The sequence below is a fragment of the Vibrio sp. 811 genome (assembly GCF_033339195.1).
Map to the genome: position 1 here is coordinate 72,702 of NZ_JAWOUB010000009.1, position 22,894 is coordinate 95,595.

18 protein-coding genes are annotated in these 22,894 nt (G+C 46.0%); 5 read left to right on the top strand and 13 right to left on the bottom strand.

Features of this window, described 5'->3' with window-relative positions; translation table 11 throughout:
• The first annotated feature begins 50 nt into the window (after positions 1–50).
• Entirely contained in the window at positions 51–1,730 is a 1,680-nt protein-coding gene (locus R7Q46_RS14910; protein ID WP_167415796.1) for a DUF342 domain-containing protein, read from the top strand.
• Between the two features lie 55 nt (positions 1,731–1,785).
• On the opposite strand, the gene catC is transcribed toward R7Q46_RS14910, so the two are convergent.
• Positions 1,786–2,445 carry a type C chloramphenicol O-acetyltransferase gene (gene catC, locus R7Q46_RS14915; protein ID WP_054575282.1) on the bottom strand — a complete coding sequence of 220 codons (660 nt, stop codon included), beginning with the start codon at positions 2,443–2,445 and terminating at the stop codon, positions 1,786–1,788.
• 88 nt (positions 2,446–2,533) lie between these two features.
• Between catC and R7Q46_RS14920 the strand changes: the two genes are divergently transcribed.
• Together R7Q46_RS14920 and R7Q46_RS14925 are read left to right on the top strand one after the other, a co-directional pair.
• Positions 2,534–3,445, top strand: coding sequence for a LysR family transcriptional regulator (locus R7Q46_RS14920; protein WP_017635661.1), 912 nt, complete (start codon positions 2,534–2,536; stop codon positions 3,443–3,445).
• A gap of 37 nt (positions 3,446–3,482) precedes the next feature.
• Positions 3,483–4,148 (top strand): peptidase E, encoded by a 666-nt coding sequence (locus R7Q46_RS14925; protein WP_046875642.1) that lies wholly within the window; start codon positions 3,483–3,485, stop codon positions 4,146–4,148.
• Positions 4,149–4,219: 71 nt separating this feature from the next.
• On the opposite strand, the gene R7Q46_RS14930 is transcribed toward R7Q46_RS14925, so the two are convergent.
• The 3 genes from R7Q46_RS14930 to murQ all read right to left on the bottom strand — a co-directional run bounded on the left by R7Q46_RS14930 (position 4,220) and on the right by murQ (position 7,827).
• Positions 4,220–5,293: a porin gene (locus R7Q46_RS14930; RefSeq protein ID WP_318077576.1), complete on the bottom strand. Its 1,074-nt coding sequence runs from the start codon at positions 5,291–5,293 to the stop codon at positions 4,220–4,222.
• Positions 5,294–5,441: 148 nt separating this feature from the next.
• The gene (gene murP, locus R7Q46_RS14935; RefSeq protein WP_005500182.1) at positions 5,442–6,896 is read right to left on the bottom strand and encodes a PTS N-acetylmuramic acid transporter subunit IIBC; all 1,455 of its coding nucleotides are present in this window, start codon (positions 6,894–6,896) and stop codon (positions 5,442–5,444) included.
• Between the two features lie 28 nt (positions 6,897–6,924).
• A complete protein-coding gene (murQ, locus tag R7Q46_RS14940; protein ID WP_318077577.1) occupies positions 6,925–7,827 on the bottom strand; it encodes an N-acetylmuramic acid 6-phosphate etherase in 903 nt (300 codons plus the stop codon).
• A 242-nt stretch (positions 7,828–8,069) separates the two neighbouring features.
• Here murQ and R7Q46_RS14945 point away from each other — a divergent pair, with 242 nt between their 5' ends.
• Entirely contained in the window at positions 8,070–8,921 is an 852-nt protein-coding gene (locus R7Q46_RS14945; protein WP_318077578.1) for an SIS domain-containing protein, read from the top strand.
• A gap of 19 nt (positions 8,922–8,940) precedes the next feature.
• On the opposite strand, the gene mpaA is transcribed toward R7Q46_RS14945, so the two are convergent.
• Positions 8,941–9,651, bottom strand: a complete 711-nt coding sequence (mpaA, locus tag R7Q46_RS14950) for a murein tripeptide amidase MpaA (protein ID WP_258480384.1) — start codon at positions 9,649–9,651, stop codon at positions 8,941–8,943.
• A 141-nt stretch (positions 9,652–9,792) separates the two neighbouring features.
• On the opposite strand from mpaA, the gene R7Q46_RS14955 reads away from it, so the two are divergent.
• Complete coding sequence (locus tag R7Q46_RS14955) at positions 9,793–11,418, top strand: ABC transporter substrate-binding protein (RefSeq protein ID WP_054576528.1); 1,626 nt, start codon at positions 9,793–9,795, stop codon at positions 11,416–11,418.
• Positions 11,419–11,481: 63 nt separating this feature from the next.
• Here the strand turns inward: R7Q46_RS14955 and R7Q46_RS14960 are convergent, their stop codons facing one another.
• The 8 genes from R7Q46_RS14960 to R7Q46_RS14995 form a co-directional block, all read right to left on the bottom strand.
• The gene (locus tag R7Q46_RS14960; RefSeq protein WP_318077579.1) at positions 11,482–12,072 is read right to left on the bottom strand and encodes a flavodoxin family protein; all 591 of its coding nucleotides are present in this window, start codon (positions 12,070–12,072) and stop codon (positions 11,482–11,484) included.
• Between the two features lie 135 nt (positions 12,073–12,207).
• Positions 12,208–12,801, bottom strand: a complete 594-nt coding sequence (locus R7Q46_RS14965) for a mechanosensitive ion channel family protein (protein WP_258658510.1) — start codon at positions 12,799–12,801, stop codon at positions 12,208–12,210.
• 493 nt (positions 12,802–13,294) lie between these two features.
• The gene (locus tag R7Q46_RS14970) at positions 13,295–15,409 is read right to left on the bottom strand and encodes a type I secretion system permease/ATPase (RefSeq protein WP_005374556.1); all 2,115 of its coding nucleotides are present in this window, start codon (positions 15,407–15,409) and stop codon (positions 13,295–13,297) included.
• Between the two features lie 15 nt (positions 15,410–15,424).
• Positions 15,425–17,338, bottom strand: a complete 1,914-nt coding sequence (locus R7Q46_RS14975) for an EAL domain-containing protein (RefSeq protein WP_005374560.1) — start codon at positions 17,336–17,338, stop codon at positions 15,425–15,427.
• Between the two features lie 5 nt (positions 17,339–17,343).
• On the bottom strand, positions 17,344–18,027 hold the full coding sequence (locus R7Q46_RS14980; RefSeq protein ID WP_005374561.1) for a transglutaminase-like cysteine peptidase: 684 nt from the start codon (positions 18,025–18,027) through the stop codon (positions 17,344–17,346).
• A 114-nt stretch (positions 18,028–18,141) separates the two neighbouring features.
• Positions 18,142–19,533 (bottom strand): HlyD family type I secretion periplasmic adaptor subunit, encoded by a 1,392-nt coding sequence (locus tag R7Q46_RS14985; RefSeq protein WP_005374562.1) that lies wholly within the window; start codon positions 19,531–19,533, stop codon positions 18,142–18,144.
• Positions 19,534–19,706: 173 nt separating this feature from the next.
• The gene (locus tag R7Q46_RS14990; protein WP_005383565.1) at positions 19,707–20,930 is read right to left on the bottom strand and encodes a sigma-54-dependent transcriptional regulator; all 1,224 of its coding nucleotides are present in this window, start codon (positions 20,928–20,930) and stop codon (positions 19,707–19,709) included.
• On the bottom strand, positions 20,923–22,797 hold the full coding sequence (locus tag R7Q46_RS14995) for a sensor histidine kinase (protein WP_054578584.1): 1,875 nt from the start codon (positions 22,795–22,797) through the stop codon (positions 20,923–20,925). Before R7Q46_RS14995 ends, R7Q46_RS14990 begins: the two co-directional genes overlap by 8 nt.
• Positions 22,798–22,894: the final 97 nt, after the last annotated feature.

Here is a 22,894-nt window from a genome sequence, read left to right on the forward strand (position 1 = left end):
ACGGATTTGGGTAGACTGAAAGTGTTGATGGGAAGCAAAGTGGTAAGGGTATGTGGAAGCTGTGTCTTGAGTTATCTGAAGATAAGACCAAGGTGATAGCCCGTCTTCCGGGAGAAGTGGACCTCGGTGGTGAGCTAAATCAAAATGAATTAAACGAGCAGCTCGTCGCAATGAACGCTGAAAAGATGTTTGTTGTTGAGGGGGAAGTCGTGAGATTCATTAACTGCGCCAAAGAACGTAAAGCCGAGGCCTACGAAGGCATCGTCATTGCGGAAAAACGCAACGCGCAAGTTGAGGTTGAATTATCGAATAATGACATGCTCGCCAGTATGAACGTTGTCGGCGCGTACGGAGGCCGAGGTTTACGTGGCCCCGAGATTGTTCAAGCCCTTGCTCAAGCGCGAGTTTCGAAAGGCATCAACAAACTGGCTTTGAAGAAAGTGTTGGTTGTCAGCACTCAGCTCAAACCCGGCGAAACTTTTTCTCAACCTGTAGCGGTTGGTAAGCAACCTATCAAAGGCAAAGACGCTCTTTTTACTCCTCTTGTTAAAGACATCACCAAACGCATCCTCAAACCCAAAGACGGCCAATCTGCTAGCGACAAAATTGATTTACGTAACCTCGGTGAAACTATCGCGGTTGACGTAGGCGATGAGGTGATGCGCCGCACGCCTGCGACCAAAGGTACGCCTGGTTTTACTGTTCAAGGGCGAGTGATTCCTCCACAAGCCGGAAAAGACAGCCCAATGAAGCCAGGCAAGGGCACCGAGATAAGCAAGCAAGACCCAAACCTATTGATTGCATCGGTATCCGGTACGCCTCTGATTAAAGACAAAACCATCGAAGTTGATAACGCACTCTGCCTCAATAGCGTTGGCGTGAATACAGGCCACGTGAAATTCAAAGGGAATGTGATTATCGGTGGCAACATTGAATCTGGCATGATTGTTAAAGCGACGGGTTCTATTACTGTAGGCGGCTTCATTGAATCGGCTGACGTACAAGCGCAAGACGACATCCAAGTTGGTAAAGGGATCATTGGCCACACCGTGAGTGATGGCCAGCCAAAGAGTTGTCACGTCAAAGCCAAAGGTTCGATTCGTGCCAGCTACGCCCAATATTGTGATTTGCAAGCCGGCGAAGATATTGAGTTGGCGGTGCACAGCATGAATAACGATATTGTTTGTGGGCGCAATCTGACGGTGCTAGACGCGAACGGTAGGAACGGCACGCTCAGCGGCGGAGATGCAAAAGTCGGTGGCAAAGTGGTGTGCTTACAATTGGGCGTAGAAGGCGACACCGCCACTAAGGTAGAAGCGTTCGCACGCTATTCTGCATTTAAGGAGCGATTAGCTGAGCTTAAAGAACAATACAAACGCGCTCAAGAAGGCACGATGGATGTGATTCGTAAAGAGCTCGAATTTAAGAAACGTCCTAAAGCCGAACGTACCGACGAAGAACAAGCTCAGATTGACGTGATGAAAACACAAAACAACGAGCAGCTTGAAGCGATAAAGCAAAAGCTAGAACAAACGGAACATGACTTTGAAGTCGCGTTAGAAGAAAATATTGTCGAAGCCAAAGAGCGTGTATTCACTCGCGTGACGGTGCAGTTTGGCGACGAACAAGTAACGACAAAGCGCACTCATGGCGGTTGTTCGTTCCGTTTCAATCAATACGAAATTAAAGTCTCGGCGAACTTGGAAGAAGAGGACGTCGCTGCGGTTTAAGCTTTCTTACTCACTGAGCCCACACGTCGCAACAAGATGTGTGGGCTTTTTTTATCTACAAATCGACAATGTGCTCTTGATAGTAGTCCGCAAGCGCACCCACTTGGCTGCTACACATTACTTTCATTGCTTGTTTAATGTGTTCTATTGGCCAGTTCCACCATTGGATATTGAGTAGAGTTTCAATCTCTTTATCGCTGAATCGTTGACGTACGACTTGGTTGTTTCCAACCACCACAGAATAAGGTTGCACGTCTTTCGTCACTACGGCGCGTGCTCCGACGACGGCTCCATCGCCGATGTTTACTCCGGGCATGATCATCGCCTCACTGCCAATCCAAACATCATTTCCCACCACTGTGTTTCCGGCACGCTCGAAACCGTCTTGTACGCCTTCTCCAAATTCTTCAGGAGAGAAGGGGAAGGTCGAAATCCAGTCAATGCGATGACCTTGGTTTCCTGCCATCATGAAGGTGGCTCCAGAAGCGATGGAACAAAACTTGCCAATGATTAATTTGTCGATGCTATCGGGTTCTCTACTTTGCCATTCTTGAAGTGTGACGGGGTCACCCAACAAGTAGCGTACCGCTTGCTCTTCGAAGCTTTTTTGATGATAGAAGCCCGAGTAATAGCTGTAATCGCCAACGATGATATTGGTATTAGTGATGTGATCTTTAATGACTTGACCTTTTAACCACGTGTCGAAAACACTCATAACTCATCCTTTCAAATTTAGGTTGTACAGAGTTTAGAGGCTTTCTATTATTTCCAGTAGTTTGATTTTAGAGATTCAGAATTACTGTATGGAAATAAAATGGCTCAGCTACGTACCACTTTACGTCGCTTTGTGCGAGGAGCGAAGTATTGCTGGCGCAGCAAAGCGCCTGAATTGTTCGAATGCGCATGTAAGTCGGCAACTTAAACAGCTTGAAGACATATTGTCGGTGCAGCTTATTCAGCGAACTACGCGCCAGTTTAATTTGACCTACGATGGTTTGCGGTTTTATCAGCAGGTAAAGCAACTGCTCGAAGGCGCTGAGCAGATCAATGAGCAAGTCATGGCAAACGAGATCGTATCGGGAAAATTGAGAATAGCGGCGTCTGCTTCTTTCGGAGCCGCGTTACTCAGCCAAACATTGATCGAGTTTCGATTGCAACATCCACAAGTGAGCGTCGAAGTGATCTTCACAGAGACACCTCTCGACTTGATTGAGGCTGGGTTTGATATCGCATTCTACTTTACCGATACTCCTCCAGAGGGATACGTCGGCCATCAGCTACGCACTTTACACTGTAAACCGATCGCTCATCGCTCGTATTTAGCTGATAAACCAAATGTAAGTACGCCAGAGGAGCTTGGTGACTTAGAGCACATCCTTTATAAAAGTCGCGACTTGGTGTTAGATAAGTGGACGTTTACGCATAAGCAAACTCAACAGCAGTGCAGCATTGAGTTAGAAAGTACGCTGAGTTTTAATCTTGTCCAGTCCATGTTGGATGCTACTTTGGCTGGCTGTGGTGTAGCCATGTTAGATGAATTTGCACTGGCTAAACTCGACCCTGCACAAAAAGAAAAACTCGTGAGTTTGCTGCCAGAATGGCAAACGGATGCGATTTTGCCGCTTTATCTGCTTTACCCAAAACGTGAGCACTTACCAAGAAGAACGCGAGCGTTCATTGATCACTTTAGGAACATATATTCTGTCGGCGAATAGCGACAACAAACTTAGCAACAATTGAGGAAGCAAAGGAATGCGAAAACACTGTATTGCGATTGGCGGTGGGGGCTGGATGATGGGAGAGAATCCGAGCCCGCTCGATCAATACATTTTGTCTTTGTCTGGTAAGGAGAATCCAAACATTTGTTTTCTACCTACAGCCACGGGAGATGCCGATGAAGTGATTGAACGTTTTTACGATGCGAAGCTTAGTGAAAACGTGACCCATTTTCCGCTGTTTAAGTTTGAAGCTGGTTGGAAAGAAACGCTATTTGAACAAGACATCATTTACGTCGGTGGCGGTAATACGCGTTCGATGTTGGCCATTTGGCGCGAATGGGGAATCGATAGAATACTCAAGCAGTGTTATGAACAAGGCATCATCATTTGTGGCATGAGCGCTGGTGCAATTTGTTGGTTTGAGTTTGCGGTGACAGACAGTGATCCCGAAGCATACCAAGTTATGCGTTGTCTTGGATTAATTGACGGTTTGGCTGCGGCGCATTTTTCTCATGTAGGTGAGAAGTTCGAGGTTTTCCAAGCCTTTGCTCGTTCTCAACCGAGCATCACTTGTTATGGCATTCACGATTATGCGGCATTGCACTTTGTCGATGGAAAATTGTTAGCTACTGTCACCAGTTTTCCTGATGCAGGCGTGTTGGTCAAAACAGGTAACGAAGAAAACATATTACGAGGGTGAGCTTCTTCAAATCAGCATTAAAGGCAATAACTACTGACCGGACACAGAAGAAGCTCATGGATTCAGCTAACTTACATTAAGTATCGTGCGTACAGCTCGTAACGCAGACCTAAGTGGTAGTAGCTTTCGTCTGCGTGCGCACCGCCAAATGAGACTTCTTGTCCATTGCTGTAGCCACGCGAGCCGTTACGATCAACGTAGTTTGTGTAGATAGAAGAACGAGGCGTCAGTTTGTATTGCACTTCTAGCGTTGCATCTTTCAGCTCTAGCTCGTCACCATCACTGTTTTCTAAAGAACGATAACCAGCACGTAGTACCCATTTGTCATTTACACTGTAAACCGCCGTTAGTTCCATCACTTTGTCGGTACTGGGTTGTGAGTAATGGCCCTCTAGTTCATCTTCCGAGTACAACGCACCCAACATCAAATCACCTAGGTAGTAACGCGTACCTGCGCCCCAGAATGTGTAATCGGTGTCGTTGCTTTCACGTGCATCACCTTTATTTTTCTGCATCGCTATCACTGGTGCCAAGGTACCCAAATTCCCCATGTCTAGCGTATAACGCAGTGCAGCGTTGTAACCGTAGTCGAGCTCAGAAGTGTTGTTTCCTAAAATGTACGCGACAGAAAAATCGACATTACCTAGGCTGTTTTGGTATTGCAGCGTGCCATCTTGACGGAAAACTTGCGTTGCGGTTTTGTCGACTTTATTCGCTTGGCGCGCCATAGAAACATCGGAAGAGGCGAACACATCACCAATGTCGGTAAACATAATCAACCCAGATGCCACGCGACCACCAGTAATGCGACCATAATCTTTCGCATCAATACCCGCCCATACATAACGTGCGGTCAGAGACGGTTTGTCGTTTACTTGGTTTGCGTATTCAGCGGCACCCACTTGGTATTGCGCTTGGCCGATGATCGACGCGTACTCGTTGATGGTTTGTGAACCGTTTAAACCAATACGGCCATCAAACTCGCCATTTGCATCGCCGTGCTCATCATTTTTACTGGTGACATTGAAACCAAGACGAGAGTAAATATTTAAAACTGACCCATCTTCCGCTTGATACAGCTGCGCTGCCATTGCGTTTGATGCCATCAATGTTGGGAGAAGTAGAGTCAAAATGTGCTTTTTCATGATTAACGACCTTTCATTTCTATTGTTTTAGGTACGACAAAGCCCCTTCCGAGTAACGGAATAAGAAAAATTGTCGTGAAGTAGAGAGAGGGTGCGCCCTTGTTTGCCAAGGGCGCGAGCTAGTCCATTCCTATAGGGGAAGAATGATTTAGCTTAAATCGACGTCTTTGCAGCCAAAGAAGTAAGTCGCGAGGAAGCCGACGATGTAAGAGATAAGCAGGCCAGCAACAAACACCATCATGCCCGGGAAGATGCCATTTTCAGATGTCATGAGAGGAATCGCCACGATACCGGATGGGCCAAACACCGTATTAAGACCAACTGGTAAGCCAAGGTAAGAAACTAAACCGATAAAGAAGCCGCCCGCAGCACCACCAATACAAGCGGTAACGAATGGTTTTACACGTGGTAATGTCACGCCGTAAATCAATGGTTCGCCAATGCCTAGAAGACCCGGAATAATAGCGCCTTTAACTTGAGTGCGCAGTAGAGCGTCTTTTTTGGCTTTGAAATACAGCGCCATTGACGCGCCAACCTGACCGCCACCTGCCATCGCCAGGATAGGGAATAGTGAGTTAAAGCCCTGTGCTTCCATCAATGCGAAGTACACTGGAACAAAACCCTGGTGGATGCCAAATACCACAGAAATTAAGAACAAACCTGCCAAGATTGCAGCGCCTAATGGGTTATCGTTCAAGTTGAGGAACAACCAAGACATCCCTTTAAACAGCTCGCCGCCGATCGGCATGATGATCAAGAAGGTTACCGCACCCATGATCAATAGAGTGATAACGGACGTTAAGATCATGTCCAGATCATCAGGCATGTATTGACGAACCTTACGCTCGACTTGTGCACCGATGATCGCTGCCAAAAGTACGCCGATAATGTTGCCGCGCGGATCAATCGCAAAGCCGAAAAACTCGTTCATGCCAGAGTAAATGCCGGATGTCGCCTCTGGGTTGTAACCCAGCACAAACAAAGAGGCGAGAATGGCACCATTAACACCAGAGCCGCCAAACGCTTGCTGCGCGTTGTAACCAATCAGAATACTTAGGAAAGCAAACAGACCCTTACCAAAGACTTTCATGTAGGCGATCAAATCCAACATAAACTGGCTTGGTGTCTGGTCGAGAACAAACATTTGTTCCAATAACGTCGCAAAACCTAGCAACAAACCAGCGGCAATAAAACCAGGGATCAACGGCGTAAAGATAGTGGCAAACTTGCTTAAAAAACGCTGAACCGCACTGGTTTGTTTGCTCTTCATCTGCTTTTTCTGCTCGGCTGCGACGGCAGAAAGATCTTGTTGCGGCATATCTGGTTCTTCACTGTCACCAGAGGTTAAGCTGTCGATCAATTGATTCATCATCTCAGCCGCTTGTTGAGCTTTTCCGGGACCGAGAATGATCTGAAACTGCTCATCGCTTTCCACCACACCCATTACGCCGGGAATTTGCTTGATAACTGATTGATCAGCCAAGCCATTGTTGGCGAGCGATAAACGCAAACGCGTCATACAGTTACCACATTTGCTTACGTTGCTACTGCCACCCACTGCGGACAGCAACTGCGATACTGTGTTTGAAGTTATTTTTGCCATAGGGTCTATCCTTCAGAACTCGGATTATTTAGTTATTATTTAGTGCTGCGCGAATAAAGCCGTTGTGCGCGGCGAGGCGTGATTTGGCTTGTTCGGCATCCAAATCGGCCAAAATCATTAAGATGGCGGTTTTGCAGTGGCGACCGCAGGCATTTAATGCTCGCTCTGCTTCTTCTTTTGATGCGTCGGTTGCTTCCACAACAATGTTGGTTTGGCGTTGGATGAGCTTGGCGTTAGTGGCTTCTACATCCACCATTAAGTTGCCAAATACCTTACCGCTACGAATCATTGCGCCTGTCGTGAGCATGTTTAGCACCAGTTTTTGTGCGGTGCCGGCTTTCATGCGAGAAGATCCAGTGACAACCTCTGCGCCAACTATCGGCAGAATCGCGATGTCGGCCGCTTTTGCCATGGCACATTCTGGATTACAGGCGATAGATGCGGTCGTAGCTCCGATGGATTTAGCGTACTCCAAACCACCTAGCACATAAGGCGTGCGGCCACTTGCAGCTATGCCTACAACCACGTCATGCTTGGTGAGGTGAAGCGCTTTTAAGTCGTCTTGACCCATTTTCGCGTTGTCTTCTGCGTTTTCTACCGCTTTTAAAATCGCTTGATGTCCACCAGCAATTAAGCCAATCACCATATCTGGATGCGTGCCGTAGGTAGGAGGACACTCGCTTGCATCAAGAATGCCTAAGCGACCTGACGTACCAGCTCCCATGTAAATTAAACGGCCACCATTTGCAAAAGCTTGGGTAATTGCGTCAACTGTCTCTGCAATTTGTGGTAGCACCGCTTTTAACGCGAGCGGGACTTTTTGATCCTCTTCATTAATGACTTGCAGCATCTCGATGGTCGAAAGCGTATCGATCTCGGCACTGGCTGGGTTACGGCTTTCTGTCACCAATCTGCTTAAATCAATTTTCATGTTTTGCACTCTTCGTAATGTTCAATCTGAGGGCGATTTTATGGAATAAAATATTCAGGTTTGGTGATAAAAATCACACTTGAGGTTATTCTTTATGCAGGAGAAATTTGGAATAATGAGAGAAAATATACGTCTATTACGTCCGGGATTAACTGTCTTGGTTAGAATAATCAGGAGGTTAAATCAAACGCCTATTATTTCTGATTTGGAATAATTTATTTAAAATTTTTGAGGTTTTTGTTGTGTCAGTTATCAATAAGATAGTCACGAGGCGTACTCAGCTTTCGCAAAGTGGTCGTTTGGTTGGCGATTGGATTGTTGAAAACGCAGAAAAGGCGGCGCTGCTCACCAGCCAAGAACTTGCGGCGCAAGTAAAAGTGAGTCAATCGAGCATTGTGAAATTTACTCAGCGTATCGGCTTTAAAGGTTACAGCGAGTTTAAGTTAGCTCTGAATGAAGAGATTGGCCGTAAGCATGCGATGCAGTCGACACCGCTGCACAGTGATATTTTGGCTGACGACCCCATTGCGGTTATTTCACAGAAACTGGTGAAAGCGAAAACCGACGCTATGTTTCAAACCACCAATACGCTGTCTTACGAAGCGTGTCACCAAGCGGTGAAATGGTTGAGTGAAGCGCGTCGAGTGCAAGTGGTCGGGATTGGGGGCTCTGCACTGACCGCGAAGGATTTAAGCTTTAAACTGCTTAAACTTGGTATTACGGCGCTTTCTGAACAAGACAGCCACGTGCAGATTGCTGTTGCCCGCACGCTCTCTCCAGAAGATGTTCAGATCGCAATCTCGTTTTCGGGTGAGCGCAAAGAAATTCTCGTCGCGGCAGAAGCGGCAAAAGAGCAGGGCGCGAAGGTGATTGCGTTATCTGCGCCTGGAAGAAGTCGCTTGCGCGGTATTGCCGATATTACGTTTGATACGATTGCCAATGAAACGGAACATCGCAGCTCATCCATTGCTTCGCGTACCGCGCAAAACGTGATCACCGATTTGCTGTTTATCATCTTGGTTCAGCAAAGAGACGACAGTGCCCGTCAGTTGATCAGCGATATCAGTACCGACATCAAACAGATCCTCACATGATCGCTTGTTTAACAGCGGACTAGAGAGCCGGATCGTGCCTCAGCAAAGCAATAAAAGCAGAGAGATGTTTTTCAATGGTGAGATCGGCAGAAATCGCGGGCAATTCCAACGTGATGCAAGGTAAATCACGTTCACTACACCAAGTGCCGAATGAGCCGGGTGTTTCGTAGTCGACATCGTCAACGATTGGCAGTTGGAACTGCTCGCCGAGCCATTTGGCAAGGTCGGAATGTTTGGGATCATCCACAAACGCAAGCGGTTCATGAAACGACACAACAAACTTTGGCTTGCGCAGTTCAATCAAGTTAATTAACGCGCTAACTTCAGGCTCTAGTTGGTTTTTAGTGCCGGTTTTCACCTGTACGTCTCGAACGGGTGTGTGAGAGCTCCATCGATACACTGTGCCATGCTCAGTCCAATTTTGGGTTGGAAACGCGCGATTGAGATCCACTTGGTTTGCATTTGCGCGTGTGCCTAGCTGGTTGCCGTCAGGATTCATTGACAGAATCACATCATGTCGTAAGTTTTCAGCAGGCAAGCTTCTTAGCGCGCAGGACAAACCTGCAATCGAGGCCGTCTCGTCCCCGTGAGTGCCTGCCAAAATCAAACCTCGTGAAGCACTTTCGACTTGAGCCGGAAAATACAGTAATGGCGCACCAAGCACGGATTGACCGTATGATGTTGGCCGAATTAAAAATGCCGCTCTTTCCGTTCTTGGAATTAGACTCACCGTAATCTCCTGATTGATGAAGTAGTATCAATATCTAAGCTAATTACACCTAGCTAAACTGAACCGTTTAAACTCGTCAACGGTTGAAATGTTAATTGTGGCACTTGCTTCACAAGACGCGTTAGGAGAACGAAAAACGATATGGATTTTAAAAAACATTCAACGGCGTTGCTGATTTCCTCTTTATTCACCCCTTTTCTTGCTACATCAGTTGCTGCGGAGACCTTACCTAAAGGCATTCAACTTGCCGCAGAACAGCATTTAGTACGTGCGAATGACGCAGAGGCGGCGACGCTTGACCCAGCGAAAGCCGAAGGTCTGCCAGAAATGCATGTGATTCGTGACTTATTTGAAGGGCTTGTGATTCAAGATCGTGACGGAAACATTATTCCCGGTGTGGCAGAATCATGGGAAACCAAGGACAACCAAACTTTTACTTTTCACTTTCGCAAAGACGCGAAATGGTCGAATGGCGAGCCTGTGACAGCGGATGATTTTGTCTATTCACTGCGCCGAGCGGTAGATCCGAAGACCGCTTCTCCAAATGTTTGGTATCTCAAACTCACCAAGATCAAAAACATCGCCGATGTAGCAGAGGGCAAAAAGCCTTTGGACGATCTCGGTATCAAGGCAGTGGATAAATACACCCTACGTTTTGAGTTGGACAGTCAAGTGCCGTACTTTGTTGCTATGACTGGGCACACGTCCATGATGCCAGTGCATCAAGCGACAGTGGAAAACCGCGACAAGCCGTGGAGCGAACCAGACCAATTTGTTAGCAACGGTGCATTCACATTGGATAAGTGGGTCGTGAATGAACGCATTGAACTGGTTAAGAGTCCAAGTTACTGGGACAGCGCAGATACGCATCTAAACAGAGTGACTTACATTCCGTTTGAAAACCAAAACGCGTCGATCAATCGCTATGCGGCAGGGGAGCTGGATATCACGTCCGATGTGCCGACTCATATGGCGCAGAAGCTTAAACAAGATTACAAGCAGGCTTACACGGTAGTGCCATTATTGTGTACGTATTACTACGCGTTCAATACCACTCGTCCGCCATTTGATGATGTGCGAGTGCGTCAAGCGGTGTCGTACTCCATCATGCGCGATGTGATTACGAATGGTGTCACGCAAGTGGGCAACCTTCCTGCTTATACTTTTGCGCATCAGTACACCGCAGGGTTTGATGCGACGCCGCCTGAATACAGTAAGTGGAGTCAGCAACAACGTGACGAGAAAGCGCGTCAGTTGTTAAAAGAAGCGGGTTACAGCCAAGACAAGCCGCTCGATTTTAAATTGCTGTACAACACCAGTGAGGCAAACAAATCGATCGCGGTTGCGATAGCGTCGATGCTACAAAAAAATCTCGGTGCACACGTGGAGTTAGAAAACCAAGAGTGGAAGTCATACTTAGTGGCGCGTAAACAAGGCAATTTCGATGTGATGCGCGCTTCCTGGTGTGGTGATTACAATGAAGCGTCTACTTTCCTGAGCTTACTTCGCTCAGGTTCTTCGGGTAACTTTGCACGTTACAGCAATGAAGCGTACGACAACGCGATGAACAGTGCATTGGCCGCAACCGATGAGAAAGCGCGCCAAGGTTTCTATGATCAAGCCGAGCAATTGTTGGCGGCGGATATGCCAATCGCACCGATTTACTACTACATGCAAGCGCGTTTGGTTCGTCCTACGGTTGGCGGTTTTGCCAAGAACAACGTAGAAGGTCGTATCTACTCGAAAGACCTCTACATCAAGAAGTAGCGCTCAAAACAAGCGATAAATATGAAGCCCCGAAGATGTATCTTACGGGGCTTCTTTTTATTGTTAGCGAGTGGAGAGCTTGTTCACGAGCATAGCGACTCGTTTGCCAAGATACTCCGCTGTTGCAACATCAGAAGCATGCACATGCAACTGACCACCTTCATCACCTTGTGCAACAATACCACCTTGTACACCATAACGATTCAGGTTTTGCTCCCCAGAATTGCTGATCTTATCCAACCCGATCCACATCATGCCGTGTTGGTTAGCGAGCGTTTGTAGATATTGTAATGTGCAAGATTGGTCGCCATTCATTGCCCCACCACTGGTAAAGCCAGCCGCGATTTTGCTCGCCCATTTTTGGTAATACCAAGATTCACTGCTTGCATCGGCAAATGCTTTAAACTGCGCTGCTACACCGCCCATATAGGTCGGTGAGCCAAAGATAATCGCATCACACTCAGCAAGTTCATCCATTAGTTTAGGGTTCACAAAACGTCCCTCAATAATCTCACTGCCTTCAATTCGGTGAGAGAGGATTTCACATTCATCTTGCTGCTTAATGCCTTGTTGTTCAACACCTGCGGCAATCGCGCGAGCAAGCTGACCAGTAACGTCGGTTTTAGAGAAATAAATAATCGCAATTTTGGACACAATGGTTCCTTTTTTCATTGTTGATTTTTAATCGTGCGACTAAGGCTAAAACCTCAAGCTAAGTTGAGGTCAACACTAAAACTTAAAAAGAAGTGCATTAAAAAGCCGATGTAGATACATCGGCTTTTTAGTGGGTTATTTCTTTCTGCGAGTATAAATCCGAGATTTTGCTTTACTTGGCTCTGGCTTGTTTTTCGCCAGCTTTAGCACTGCTTTTTGCAAAATCTGGTTGTTTGGGTAAGTGATCAAGTTACCGTTGTCGTGCTTAATTAACACGTGAAACATACTGATTTCTTGAATCTCACCGCAGATGTCTTCATCTTTATCTACGACTTTAATTCGGTCACCCACTCGGTATGGGAAGACAAAAAAGATCAAAAAGCTGGCAGTGATGTTGCTCAGAATTGACCACTGCGCAATAAACGCCACACCTAATACGGCAAAAATGGACGATAGGAACAAAGACACATCGCCATAGCCAATACCTGTGGCAATGGCAAAAATAGAGGCGGTCAAAAATAGCAGCGCGACATTGAAACAGCGCTGAATAAAACTCAAACGAGCCTTTTTTACACCTTTCGTTGTTGCCAAATTTAGGATGGCTCGATTTACAATCCTCTTCAGGATGCGATACGCGATCAGGACAAAAATGCCCATCAATAGTTTGTAACCGAGGGAGCCCATAGTGAAATACTGGCTCACTTGCTCTAATTGGATCCAATCATTCATTTCTTCATCTCGACGATATCTAGAAAGCGGCTTTTATAGCTGATTTTTTGCTGTAAGTAATCACAATTTTTCTTTACACCATTTGTCTCTGTGTTGAGGTACCACAGAGTACTATATTGGTTAATCAAAGACTTAGTGAGCATTGCGAACTCTTTGGCTGTATTACTTATATTCAACCAAAGCTGACGTGATTTTGAAAAGAGCAATCTTTGAGCTGTATCCCATATCCGACATTCTATGATGCTAGTTCCTTATAAACGAGCTGAATATGACTTTTGTCCTGATAACCTAAGGTGTATTAATTGAAATAGCTTTTAGGGCGTTGAAAAATGGAAGAAGATGAAAAGGCGATTATGATTTTATTCGTGATTGTTGGCCTTGTACTCGTTTGGGTCGCGCTTGAAGAACTTAATTATCTCGGGCTCACAATAAAATAAGCCCCGTTAAACACAAGTTAAACGGGGCCCTTGTCTTTTATCAATGTGAATTCAGGCTAGCTAACCGCACGCACTTTGCCTTGTTTCAAATCGTTCAGCACTTGCGCTTTAGGGCCATCTGCGATGATGCTGCCTTTCTCCATCACAATTACGCGATCAACGATGTCGAGCATAGACGTTTTATGCGTAATCAGAATCAGCGTTTCACTAGGTTTCAACTGTGCTAATTGATGTTTAATGTGCATCTCTGAGCGATTATCCATCGCACTGGTTGGTTCATCCATGAGTAGAACAGGAGGACGACCCAAAAATGCACGAGCGATCGTGACTGCTTGACGTTGACCACCCGAAAGCATTGCACCACCTTCACCAACTTGGCGTTCTAAGCCCGCTGGGTCAGATTGCGTAAACGCAGTAACACCGGCACGATTCGCTGCGTCTAGTACGTCACGGTCATCGGTTAATGGGCGACCTAGCGTAATGTTGTCGCGGATAGAACCAAAGAACAGATTCGAATCTTGCGGCACACAACCAATATTACGGCGAATGTCGACATGATGCAGTTGTGCGATGTCGGTATCATCAATGCGAACATGACCTTCCGTCGGCTGATACAAGCCCATGATGAGACGCTCTAACGTGGTTTTACCCGAACCGATACGGCCTATGATCGCTACTTTTTCGCCTGGGTTAATGGTCAAGCTCAAATCTCGAATCGACGCCACCGGTGAGTCTGGGTAGTGGAAGGTCACGCGTTCAAGTTCAATTTTGCCTTGTACTATTGGGCGGTGAATGTAACGCTTACCTTCTTCTTGTTCATCCGGCATCTCCATGACTTGATTGATAATTGTCATAGAAGACTTCGCTTGGTTGTAGCGCGTAGAGAGTAAGGATAACTGAACCAAAGGACCAATCGCGCGGCCGCTAAGCATGGTTGCGGCAATCAAACCACCCATGGTTAAGTCGCCTTCTGCAATCAAGTAAACGCCTAGGATGATCATCCCTACGTTACTACTTTGCTGCACAAAACCCGCCGCGTTTTGAATGCTATCCGTAATTCGTCGGCTTTTTATATTCCAGTTCGCCATGTGCGCAACTGCCTCTTCCCAGCGGTATTGGAATTGGCTTTGCGCACTGAGCATTTTTACGGTTTCTAACCCAGCCAAGCTCTCTATCAAATTGGCATATTTTTGCGATGCTAGGCGTGAACCCTCCTCAATGGAGCGGCGCAGCGGCCCTTGTATCAGTAGCGAGTGAATAATCAAAATGACCACGCCCACCATCGGTACATACACAAGATCGCCAGCCATTAGCCATATAATCACTAAGAACAGAATGGCAAAAGGCAAATCAATGAGAGCACTGACGGTCGCTGAAGTAAAAAACTCTCGAATAGATTCGAATTCTTGTAAATGGCGAGCGAAGGCACCGACCGAAGGCGGCTTCGATTCCATTCTAATCCCCATCACTTTGCTGAACAGTTTGGATGAAATCAGAATGTCAGACTTCTTGCCCGCCACATCAATGAAGTAATTTCTCAGCGACTTGAGAATGAAGTCGAACAGGAACACGACAAAGATGCCACTTGCTAGTACCCATAGGGTTTCAAACGCAAGATTCGGAACCACTTTGTCGTACACCAAGCGAGTGAATAGCGGAGCGGCAACCGCAAAGAGGTTGATGAGAAGTGATGCGATTAAAACATCACGGTAGATGCGTTTTGACTGCCACAAGGTGGACCAGAACCAGTGGCCTTCGTTGGTTTTGAGCACTTCGGGAGAGCGCTCATCGAAACGGAATTGCTTTTTAACTAAAAAGTACCGACCAGTGTATTGCTCAAGTAGGTCTTCTAATGGAATAGAGATCGGCACCATTCCACTTTCTAGGGTGGTGACTTCGGCCTCGCGTTTCTCCATATTGATGCTGTTGAGAACGCAAGAGTCACCGCCTTTAAGAACTAAGATTGCCGGCAGAATTAGGCTGGAGATGCTCTCCAGCTCTGCGCGGTTTTCCTTGGCAACCAATCCGGCCCTTTCCGCTGCTCTTGGTAGCAAAAATGGGGTCAGTTTACCGTCAGATAGCGGTAGTCCGTTGACTAGCGCTTCTGGCGAGTTAGCTAACCCATAGTAACGGCTAACGTAGATGAGCGAATTCAGTAAAGGGTCTTTCATCGTTGATAAACCTTTTTATTCCTTGTCGACGATGAATCCTTGGAATACCTCAACAAAATGTTCAGTGAGGAAATCCAACTGGATTTGAGTTTCGATACGCGATGCGATAGTCGTAATACCAAGGTTGTGGGCAGTACGAGAGATCGACGTTAGCGTGAATTTCTGTTTTTCGTCGTGCAAGTTGTGTGTGAATAGGTAATCGAGCTTCACATAGTTCGGGCGGAACTCTTGGATGTATTCCAAAGATTGGAAGTTACGTCCGTAGTTATCTACGCCGAACTCAGCACCTGATTGGCGAATGGCATTACATAACAGTGCTGTGTGGTGAGGCTGATCGATAAAGCATTCCTCTGGAATTTCAAAATGTAGCTTAGAGGCTACTTTGGCGTGTTTCTCTAGCATGCTCGTTGTCCAGCGAATAAACGATGGTTGAGACAAGCTGCTTTGCGCGATGTTAATCGCGACTGGGTCATTAAGTTCACCATTTTCTAGCATCTTAATCATTGATTCAATGACATACTGGTCAAAGATGTTGGTGGCGTCTAACTGTTCTAGTGCGAATAGGTATTGATTCGCACGATACGTTTCACCATCTTTTTCGATGCTTGAAAATACTTCGTTGTGGAATACTTTACCCCATGTGTTTTTCGCAGCTTGGAAACGGAATTTAACCCAATCACTATGAATGGCTTCTTCAACCAACGCTTTCCATTGCTGTTTACCCATCAAACTAGAAGGTGTATCACTGCCAATGAAGCCGTATGGCTTGTCTGGTTGCGCTTTGGCTTTCGATAGTGCGTTGTCCACCATCGAGAGGATTTCAGAACGCGTTTTCTGATCTTTGCTGTGTGCAACCCCTAGTGACGCTTTAGGTTTTGCTAAGCCTGTTGGGTCAGTATTTAGGCCGTTCACACAATTGACGATGCTGTCCGATAAAATGCGTAACTCGCTCTCATCCATATGAGGGAAAAGCAAGCCGAACTCATCACTAGACAAGCGAGCAATCGTGGCACCCGGTACATCAATGGTGTTTTTCAAACGTTGAGACAGTTCTTTAACGTGGGCATCTGCGCGTTGGTAATCTTTGGTCTCGTAAATGTCCCCAATGTATTCAGCATGGAGTAGCGCGATACCCCCTTGCGTTTGCTCTGCAAGCCATTGGTCGATTTGGTTGATGTAGAATGAGCGGTTACCCAATTTAGATATAGGATCGAGGTAAGCCTGAGCACGCAGACGTTGCGCCTCTTTGGCTTGCTCTTTGAATGATAGCTCGATTTGAGCAGACATCATGTTAATGCCATCTACCACCGCGATAAGATCTTTGGTTCTTGGACGAGCAAGCGGTTCACCAAATTGGTTATTCGCGATTTCATGCATTTTATTTACGATGGCCGTTAACGGCTTTAGCGAGCGACGTAGGATGTATGAAATTGCCACTAAACCAGCCAGAAAAATGACACTGAATACAGACAGCAACCCAATAAAACCTTGCCAGAGCTGCTCGTAAGCTGCGCCTGGGTGGCTAATGATTTCTACTTCGGCGAGCTGCATCCAACCACTGGTCACAACACGCTTATCGTGAATCGCTTTAAATAGATTCATGTCGATAAACCATTGTGGCACCGTACTTGGTTTAACTGGGTAAGTACGCACGATCTGGTAGTCAGAATCTAATGCTGTAAGACGAACAACGGAGTAGGTGCTGCCGTCAAATAGAGCATTAATCACGGACTCAACCGCGACTTTATCTTTGTCCTTTAGGTAAGGAGCCAGTGCCAAACCTACGGTGTTAATAGTGTTGTTGACCTCTGAACGTTGCTGTTGCTCCAAGCTGTCTCGAGTCGTGTTGAATTGGATTACGAATACTGATGCCAACAAGAGTATAAAGACCGTAACCATCCCCACCACAAGCTTCTTATATAGGGTCATGTTTCTCACTCGTCATAGTTAATTTTAGGTTTATTTAACTGCAACTTACGTTCGCGCGAGCGTAAGTCATTCCAAAGGCTCAACCGTGATGCTTTCCCTGCCAGCTCTCCAGTGCTAGCAGATGACTTCATCAACCACAGGTTTGTACCATTAAAACTGTATATCGGTAGCAAGTCGCTACGCTTAGAGGCTCGGACAATGTCAGGATTGATATTATCGAGAATGAGCGGCTCAGAACTTGGGGTAGGGTAGTAAGCTAATACCATGTGAAACTGATTCAGTTCGATGGCTTTTACGTATATTAACCGCATCTTTGAATCTGGTATTCCTAGCTCGAGTAAAGAGAAGTACTTAGCAATAGTGAAATCTTCACAGTCTCCTGCGTTACTCCCTAAAAATTCGAGTGGCGTAGCCCAATAATCTGTCTTTCCCCACAGTTTTATGTCGTCAACGAAATACAGCTGATTAAAAAAGTCGTTAACGCCAGCGAGCTGTTCATGAGTCTCTAATTGTTTAAATAAGTCGAGGTTCTTTCGCCATGTATTTACGCGCAATCCCGCACGTTCGCCGTACACCGCTGTGACCGTATTGACCCATCGTTGTTCTTTACTGTTCAGCGCACCAAGTTGGAACGACAAACAACTTAAGCTGATTAATAATGTAACTTTACGCTGCAAATTGGATCGCATATTCGACTCGTATCACAAGTATACTCTTCTAGAGAGTTCGTCAGTGAGAAATAAGTGCTTTTTATTTAATCACTTATCGCTCAATACTCCCTATCGCGAGTATCTTAATGTGGTTTACTCCTTCAAGGCGTTCGTTTTGGCACTTAAGATAGGCTTAAGTAGATATTCCAAAACGGTTCGCTTCCCTGTGATGATATCGACCGATGCTGTCATTCCTGGAATGATTGGTAAATCTGCATCTTGACCAAAGTTTGTTTTTTCGGTGCGTACACGAACAATGTAGAAGCTGTTGCCTTCTTCATCTTGAGTGGTATCCGCGCTGATATGTTCCAACTCTCCCTCTAAACCGCCGTACTTTGTGAAGTCGTAAGCTGTAAATTTCACGATAGCATGAAGATCTGGGCGTAAAAATGCGATGTCTTTTGGCGCAATTTTCGCCTCTACCAATAGTGTGTCTTCTGTTGGTACGATCTCGACGATATCCATACCAGGTTGGATAACACCACCGACAGTATTGATGTTCAGTGTTTTGATTTTGCCTGTTACTGGCGAATTCACAACCGTTCGGTTTACTCTATCTTCCAAGCCCACCGCTGATTCAACCAAAGCAGATAACTGGTCTTGGGCGCTGTTGAGTTTCTCTTGCTGTTCAGAGCGGAATTTGAGTGCAACATCAATACGGTTGAGCATGGATTCTCGAATCGCTGATTGCAATACGGGAATCTTGAGCTCACTGGACGTCATTTCACGACGGGTATCGTTGACTTGGCGCTGTAATTTGAGCAGTTCAATACGAGGAACAACGCCCTCGTCTGCCAAAGGTTTGGTGATATCGAGTTCTTTTTTCGCGTATTGGTAGCTTTGACGCAAGTTCCTTACTCGTGCTTGGATCTCTACCAAGTCCTGCTGCTTTTGCTGCACTTGTTGGTCAATAACAGAAAGTTGGTTGCGTAAATTATCTAGATCTTCGCGATATTCTGCTTTTTGACGCTGTGTGAGTTGAGGTCGAGTCTCTTCCAAGGTTGGTGGGAAGGTCAGTTTACCGTAATCAAGTAGTACACTTTGACGCCAGTTTTCCGTTTCAAAATCACGATTAACGGCAACACTGTTAATAGAAGCGGATAGTTGCAGCACAGATGCGGTAAGGTTGGCAACTTGTTGCTCACGTTCACGAAAATCTGAGCGAAAGCGGGTGTCGTCGATAAGCAGTAACTGTTGGCCTTTTTCAACCAACTGACCTTCTTTGACCAAGATTTCTTTGACTAAGCCACCTTCTAAGTTTTGGACTACTTGTATCTGTGAGGAGGGAATCACTTTGCCTTGACCAACCGTGACTTTGTCGATTTCAGCCCAAGATGCCCAACCTATTGCTGCAATGAAAAATAGCACCATAACCCAAAGCATAAAACGCGCGCTGTTGGGGGTATTGAGGAGCAATGCTGCAGTTTTGTCATCAACAAAATCCAACTCTTCATCGTTGAGTTTGTTGTAGTTATCTCGGCTCATCACAGTCCCTGCTTATATAATTACGGATTATCTTTTTGATCTTATTATTATTAACCGATCGTGTCAGCATGCTCGGCTAATAAAATATGAGAAGAGGGTTATTCTCTCTTCAAATGAGCTTTCTTACACTTTCTAAATCAAACAAAAGCATAATTAGCGCCGGAGTATAGCTATTACGCCTTGAACTTGGCTTTATCCAACTGATGTTTTTTTAGTTTGTCGTACAAGGTTTTGCGTGATACCTGTAATTCTAGTTGAACCTCTTTGAGTCTGCCGCGATGTCTTTGCAATGCATCGAATAACAAGCAATATTCAAAGTATTCTGTGCGCTGAGTCATACTCTGAATTTCAAGACTTTTCTCACTGTTCCAATCTTCCATTCTAAAAGTATCTGGCTTGAGGGCACGAAGTTCAGCAAATTGGCGTAGCTGCTTAACGTTTTCTGGCCATTCGAGACTGGTGAGGTGTTTGACCTCTTCTAGGCTGATATGTGGCGGCTGTAACTGATATCGGCTCGCTGTGTGGCGCACAAAGTGCTTGTATAAAGGCCCTATATCTTCCTTTCTTTCATCGAGCGTCGGTAAGTGAATTAGAGTCGCCAGGGATTTTAGAGGTGGCTCGGCTTGGGTGGTCGCGCCAAAAACACGTTCAAGTTTCGGGTGCTTGAACAAGTATTCCCATTGTTCAAATGATACATGCTCTGCGCTATGTAAGTACAAACTGCAGTGGCGTTTTCCTTCACTTAAGCGGTGTATGGCTTTGTCGAGCGCTTCTAATGAAAGCTCATAGAGGTCTTCACCAGAAGCGGCGATTAGCTCACTATCTGGTGTTGCATGTATGTCGTGGGCAAATTGTGCAGCGAGTCGCCGACCCGTACCATCTTGACCTACAAAAATGAGCGGCTGGCTTGTAGGCGCACTGATCAAGGCGCGACGAATGCTCACCATGGCCTTACTGTGACCAATCATTTTCGGACCAACATGAGTTTGCATGTCGAGCTCTTTCTTAAGCCAGATGTTTTCTTGCAACAAGTTCAGTTTATCGCTGGCATTGTTGAGCGATTTCATGAGCTGTTCCGTTGAAAACGGTTTTTCTAGAAAGTCGTACGCGCCGCTTTTCATCGCATCTACCGCGGTTTTCACATCTCCATGTCCAGTAAGTACGATGAATTGAAAGTGATCGTTTTTGCTTCGCAAAGTTCGCATAAACTCCAAGCCATCCATCACGGGCATATGGATATCGGTAATGATAATCGCAGGTGTATTTGAGTCGATTACGCGTAAGGCTTCTACTGCGTTTGGTAAGCAGGTGACGTCTATCCCTTCAATCAGCAGGGCTTGAGACACGGCATCACGAATGTGTGGTTCGTCATCAACAAAGAAAACTGGGTTATTCATGGTCGTTTTCCACTTCTGGGGTACGTTTATTCTGATTGACTATTGGTAGCGTCACGATAAAGGTCATCCCTCCTGCTTGTTGTTCTGTGTTCTGATGTTTATAGGCACAGAGGGAGCCGTGATAGCTCTCTATAATCCGCTTGGAGATTGTTAAACCTAATCCAAGACCCTCCGGCTTAGTCGTAAAAAATGGGTCGAACACTTTTGCTAGGGCTTCGTCTGACATCCCTGGTCCGTTATCGGAAACAAGAATGTCGCAACTGTCATCATGACACTGAACAGCAATGGATATTTGCGGATCGATACAGTGGTTTTCCATCGCTTGTGCCGCGTTGTGGAAGAGATTGATCAGCACTTGTTCTAATTCAACGCTGTGAATGGCCAGCTTCACATCATAGTCGATGGCCGGAACTTTTAGTGTTACTCCTTGCTTAATAAGCTTGTTGCTCAAAATGCTGGTGGCAGTATGTACCGCGTCGTGCAGTACTGAGATTTCATTGTGTGAATCGTGCGTGGCTTTCCGAGTAAAGACTTTTAAGCGGGCAATGACTTCCGAAATGGTGTCATTAAGTGTCAGCATTTTGCCCAAATTGTCGGCGACCATTGGGTATTTTTCCATTGCCAACAAACGCTGCGAGTTTTCGGTATAGGTTCTTAGTGCGGAAAGTGGCTGATTTATCTCATGATTAATACTGGCTGATAGCTCGCCCAACAGTGCCAATTTCGCGGCTTGCGTCAGTTCTTGTTGTGTTTGTTTAAGCTCTTGTTGGCTTTGCTCATATTGACGGATGGTCTGTTGTAGTTTTTGGTTGGCTTCACTCAGAACTAGTGTCCGTTGCACTACTTTTTCTTCTAGGCTCACATTGAGATGGGCAAGGCGTGCTTTGTTAACTAGGGTTTGGAACCACGCTAATGCAATTAGAGCAATGAGCGCATATAAGATCAGGAAGACGATATCGGCCTGTAAAACGGCGGCAAGAACGCTGTTGTGGTTAATTAAGGCAACGACGCGAAACCCTTTATCCAATAAGTGTGTTGCGTATGCGAGGTAATTCGGTGATAGAAGCAATTGATTGTCATCAAACTCCGTGACACCACTGTGCGCCGTCAACTCACCAAAATATTCGGGCAAGGTATCGCCATATTGACGCGTTTCGGTAAGTTCAATTATTGCACTCGATGACAGTGGGAAAAGTGCACGATAGCGCCAGTCTGGTAAATTGCTCATAAACACGACATTGTGTTTATCTGTAATGAGTACGTCAGTCGTGGTTTGCGAAAGGCGCTGTTCTAATTGCTCCAAGTTCACTTTTACTGTGATCACGCCAACGACTTCCTCATTTACCCACAGCGGAGATGAGAAGAAGTACCCACGTTTATTCGAGCGCACGCCTAATCCAACATATTGAGCGGGCTCACCGCGTCGCGCATTTTTAAAATAGGGGCGATAGCTAAAGCTAGAGCCAACAAACGTATCTTCTTGCTGAAAGTTACTTGAGGCTATGACTAACCCGGTGCGGTCATGAACGTAAATCGTATCGGCCAAACTTTGCTTCAACCAATCTGATAACAGTAGGTTGAGCTCTTGAGAGGGCGTTCCGCGCTCTACTGCTTTGAGTAGTCTTGGGTCGTGACTTAATAGGTTTGGTATCTGTTCAAACTTTGCCAGTTCGTAGTCCACTTCTTGTGACACTTGCGCGGCTTGTCTCTCTAGCTTTTGTTGCCATTGATCATGTTGGTATTGAGTTGCGTAATGATGAGTAAGCGCAAGCCCTGAAATGCCGACGGCACACAGTAGCAGTAAAAAATGACGTAGGGCTTTGGGGTTGAGTAAGTTCACGATCGGCTCACTGGTTTTTTGTGTCATGGTATCAAATGACGCACTGTGATGCTGTGAGCGGCAACGATAACAAGCACAATGATGTCCTTGTATTTCCTCAGTATCGGGAGCACAATCGACAAAA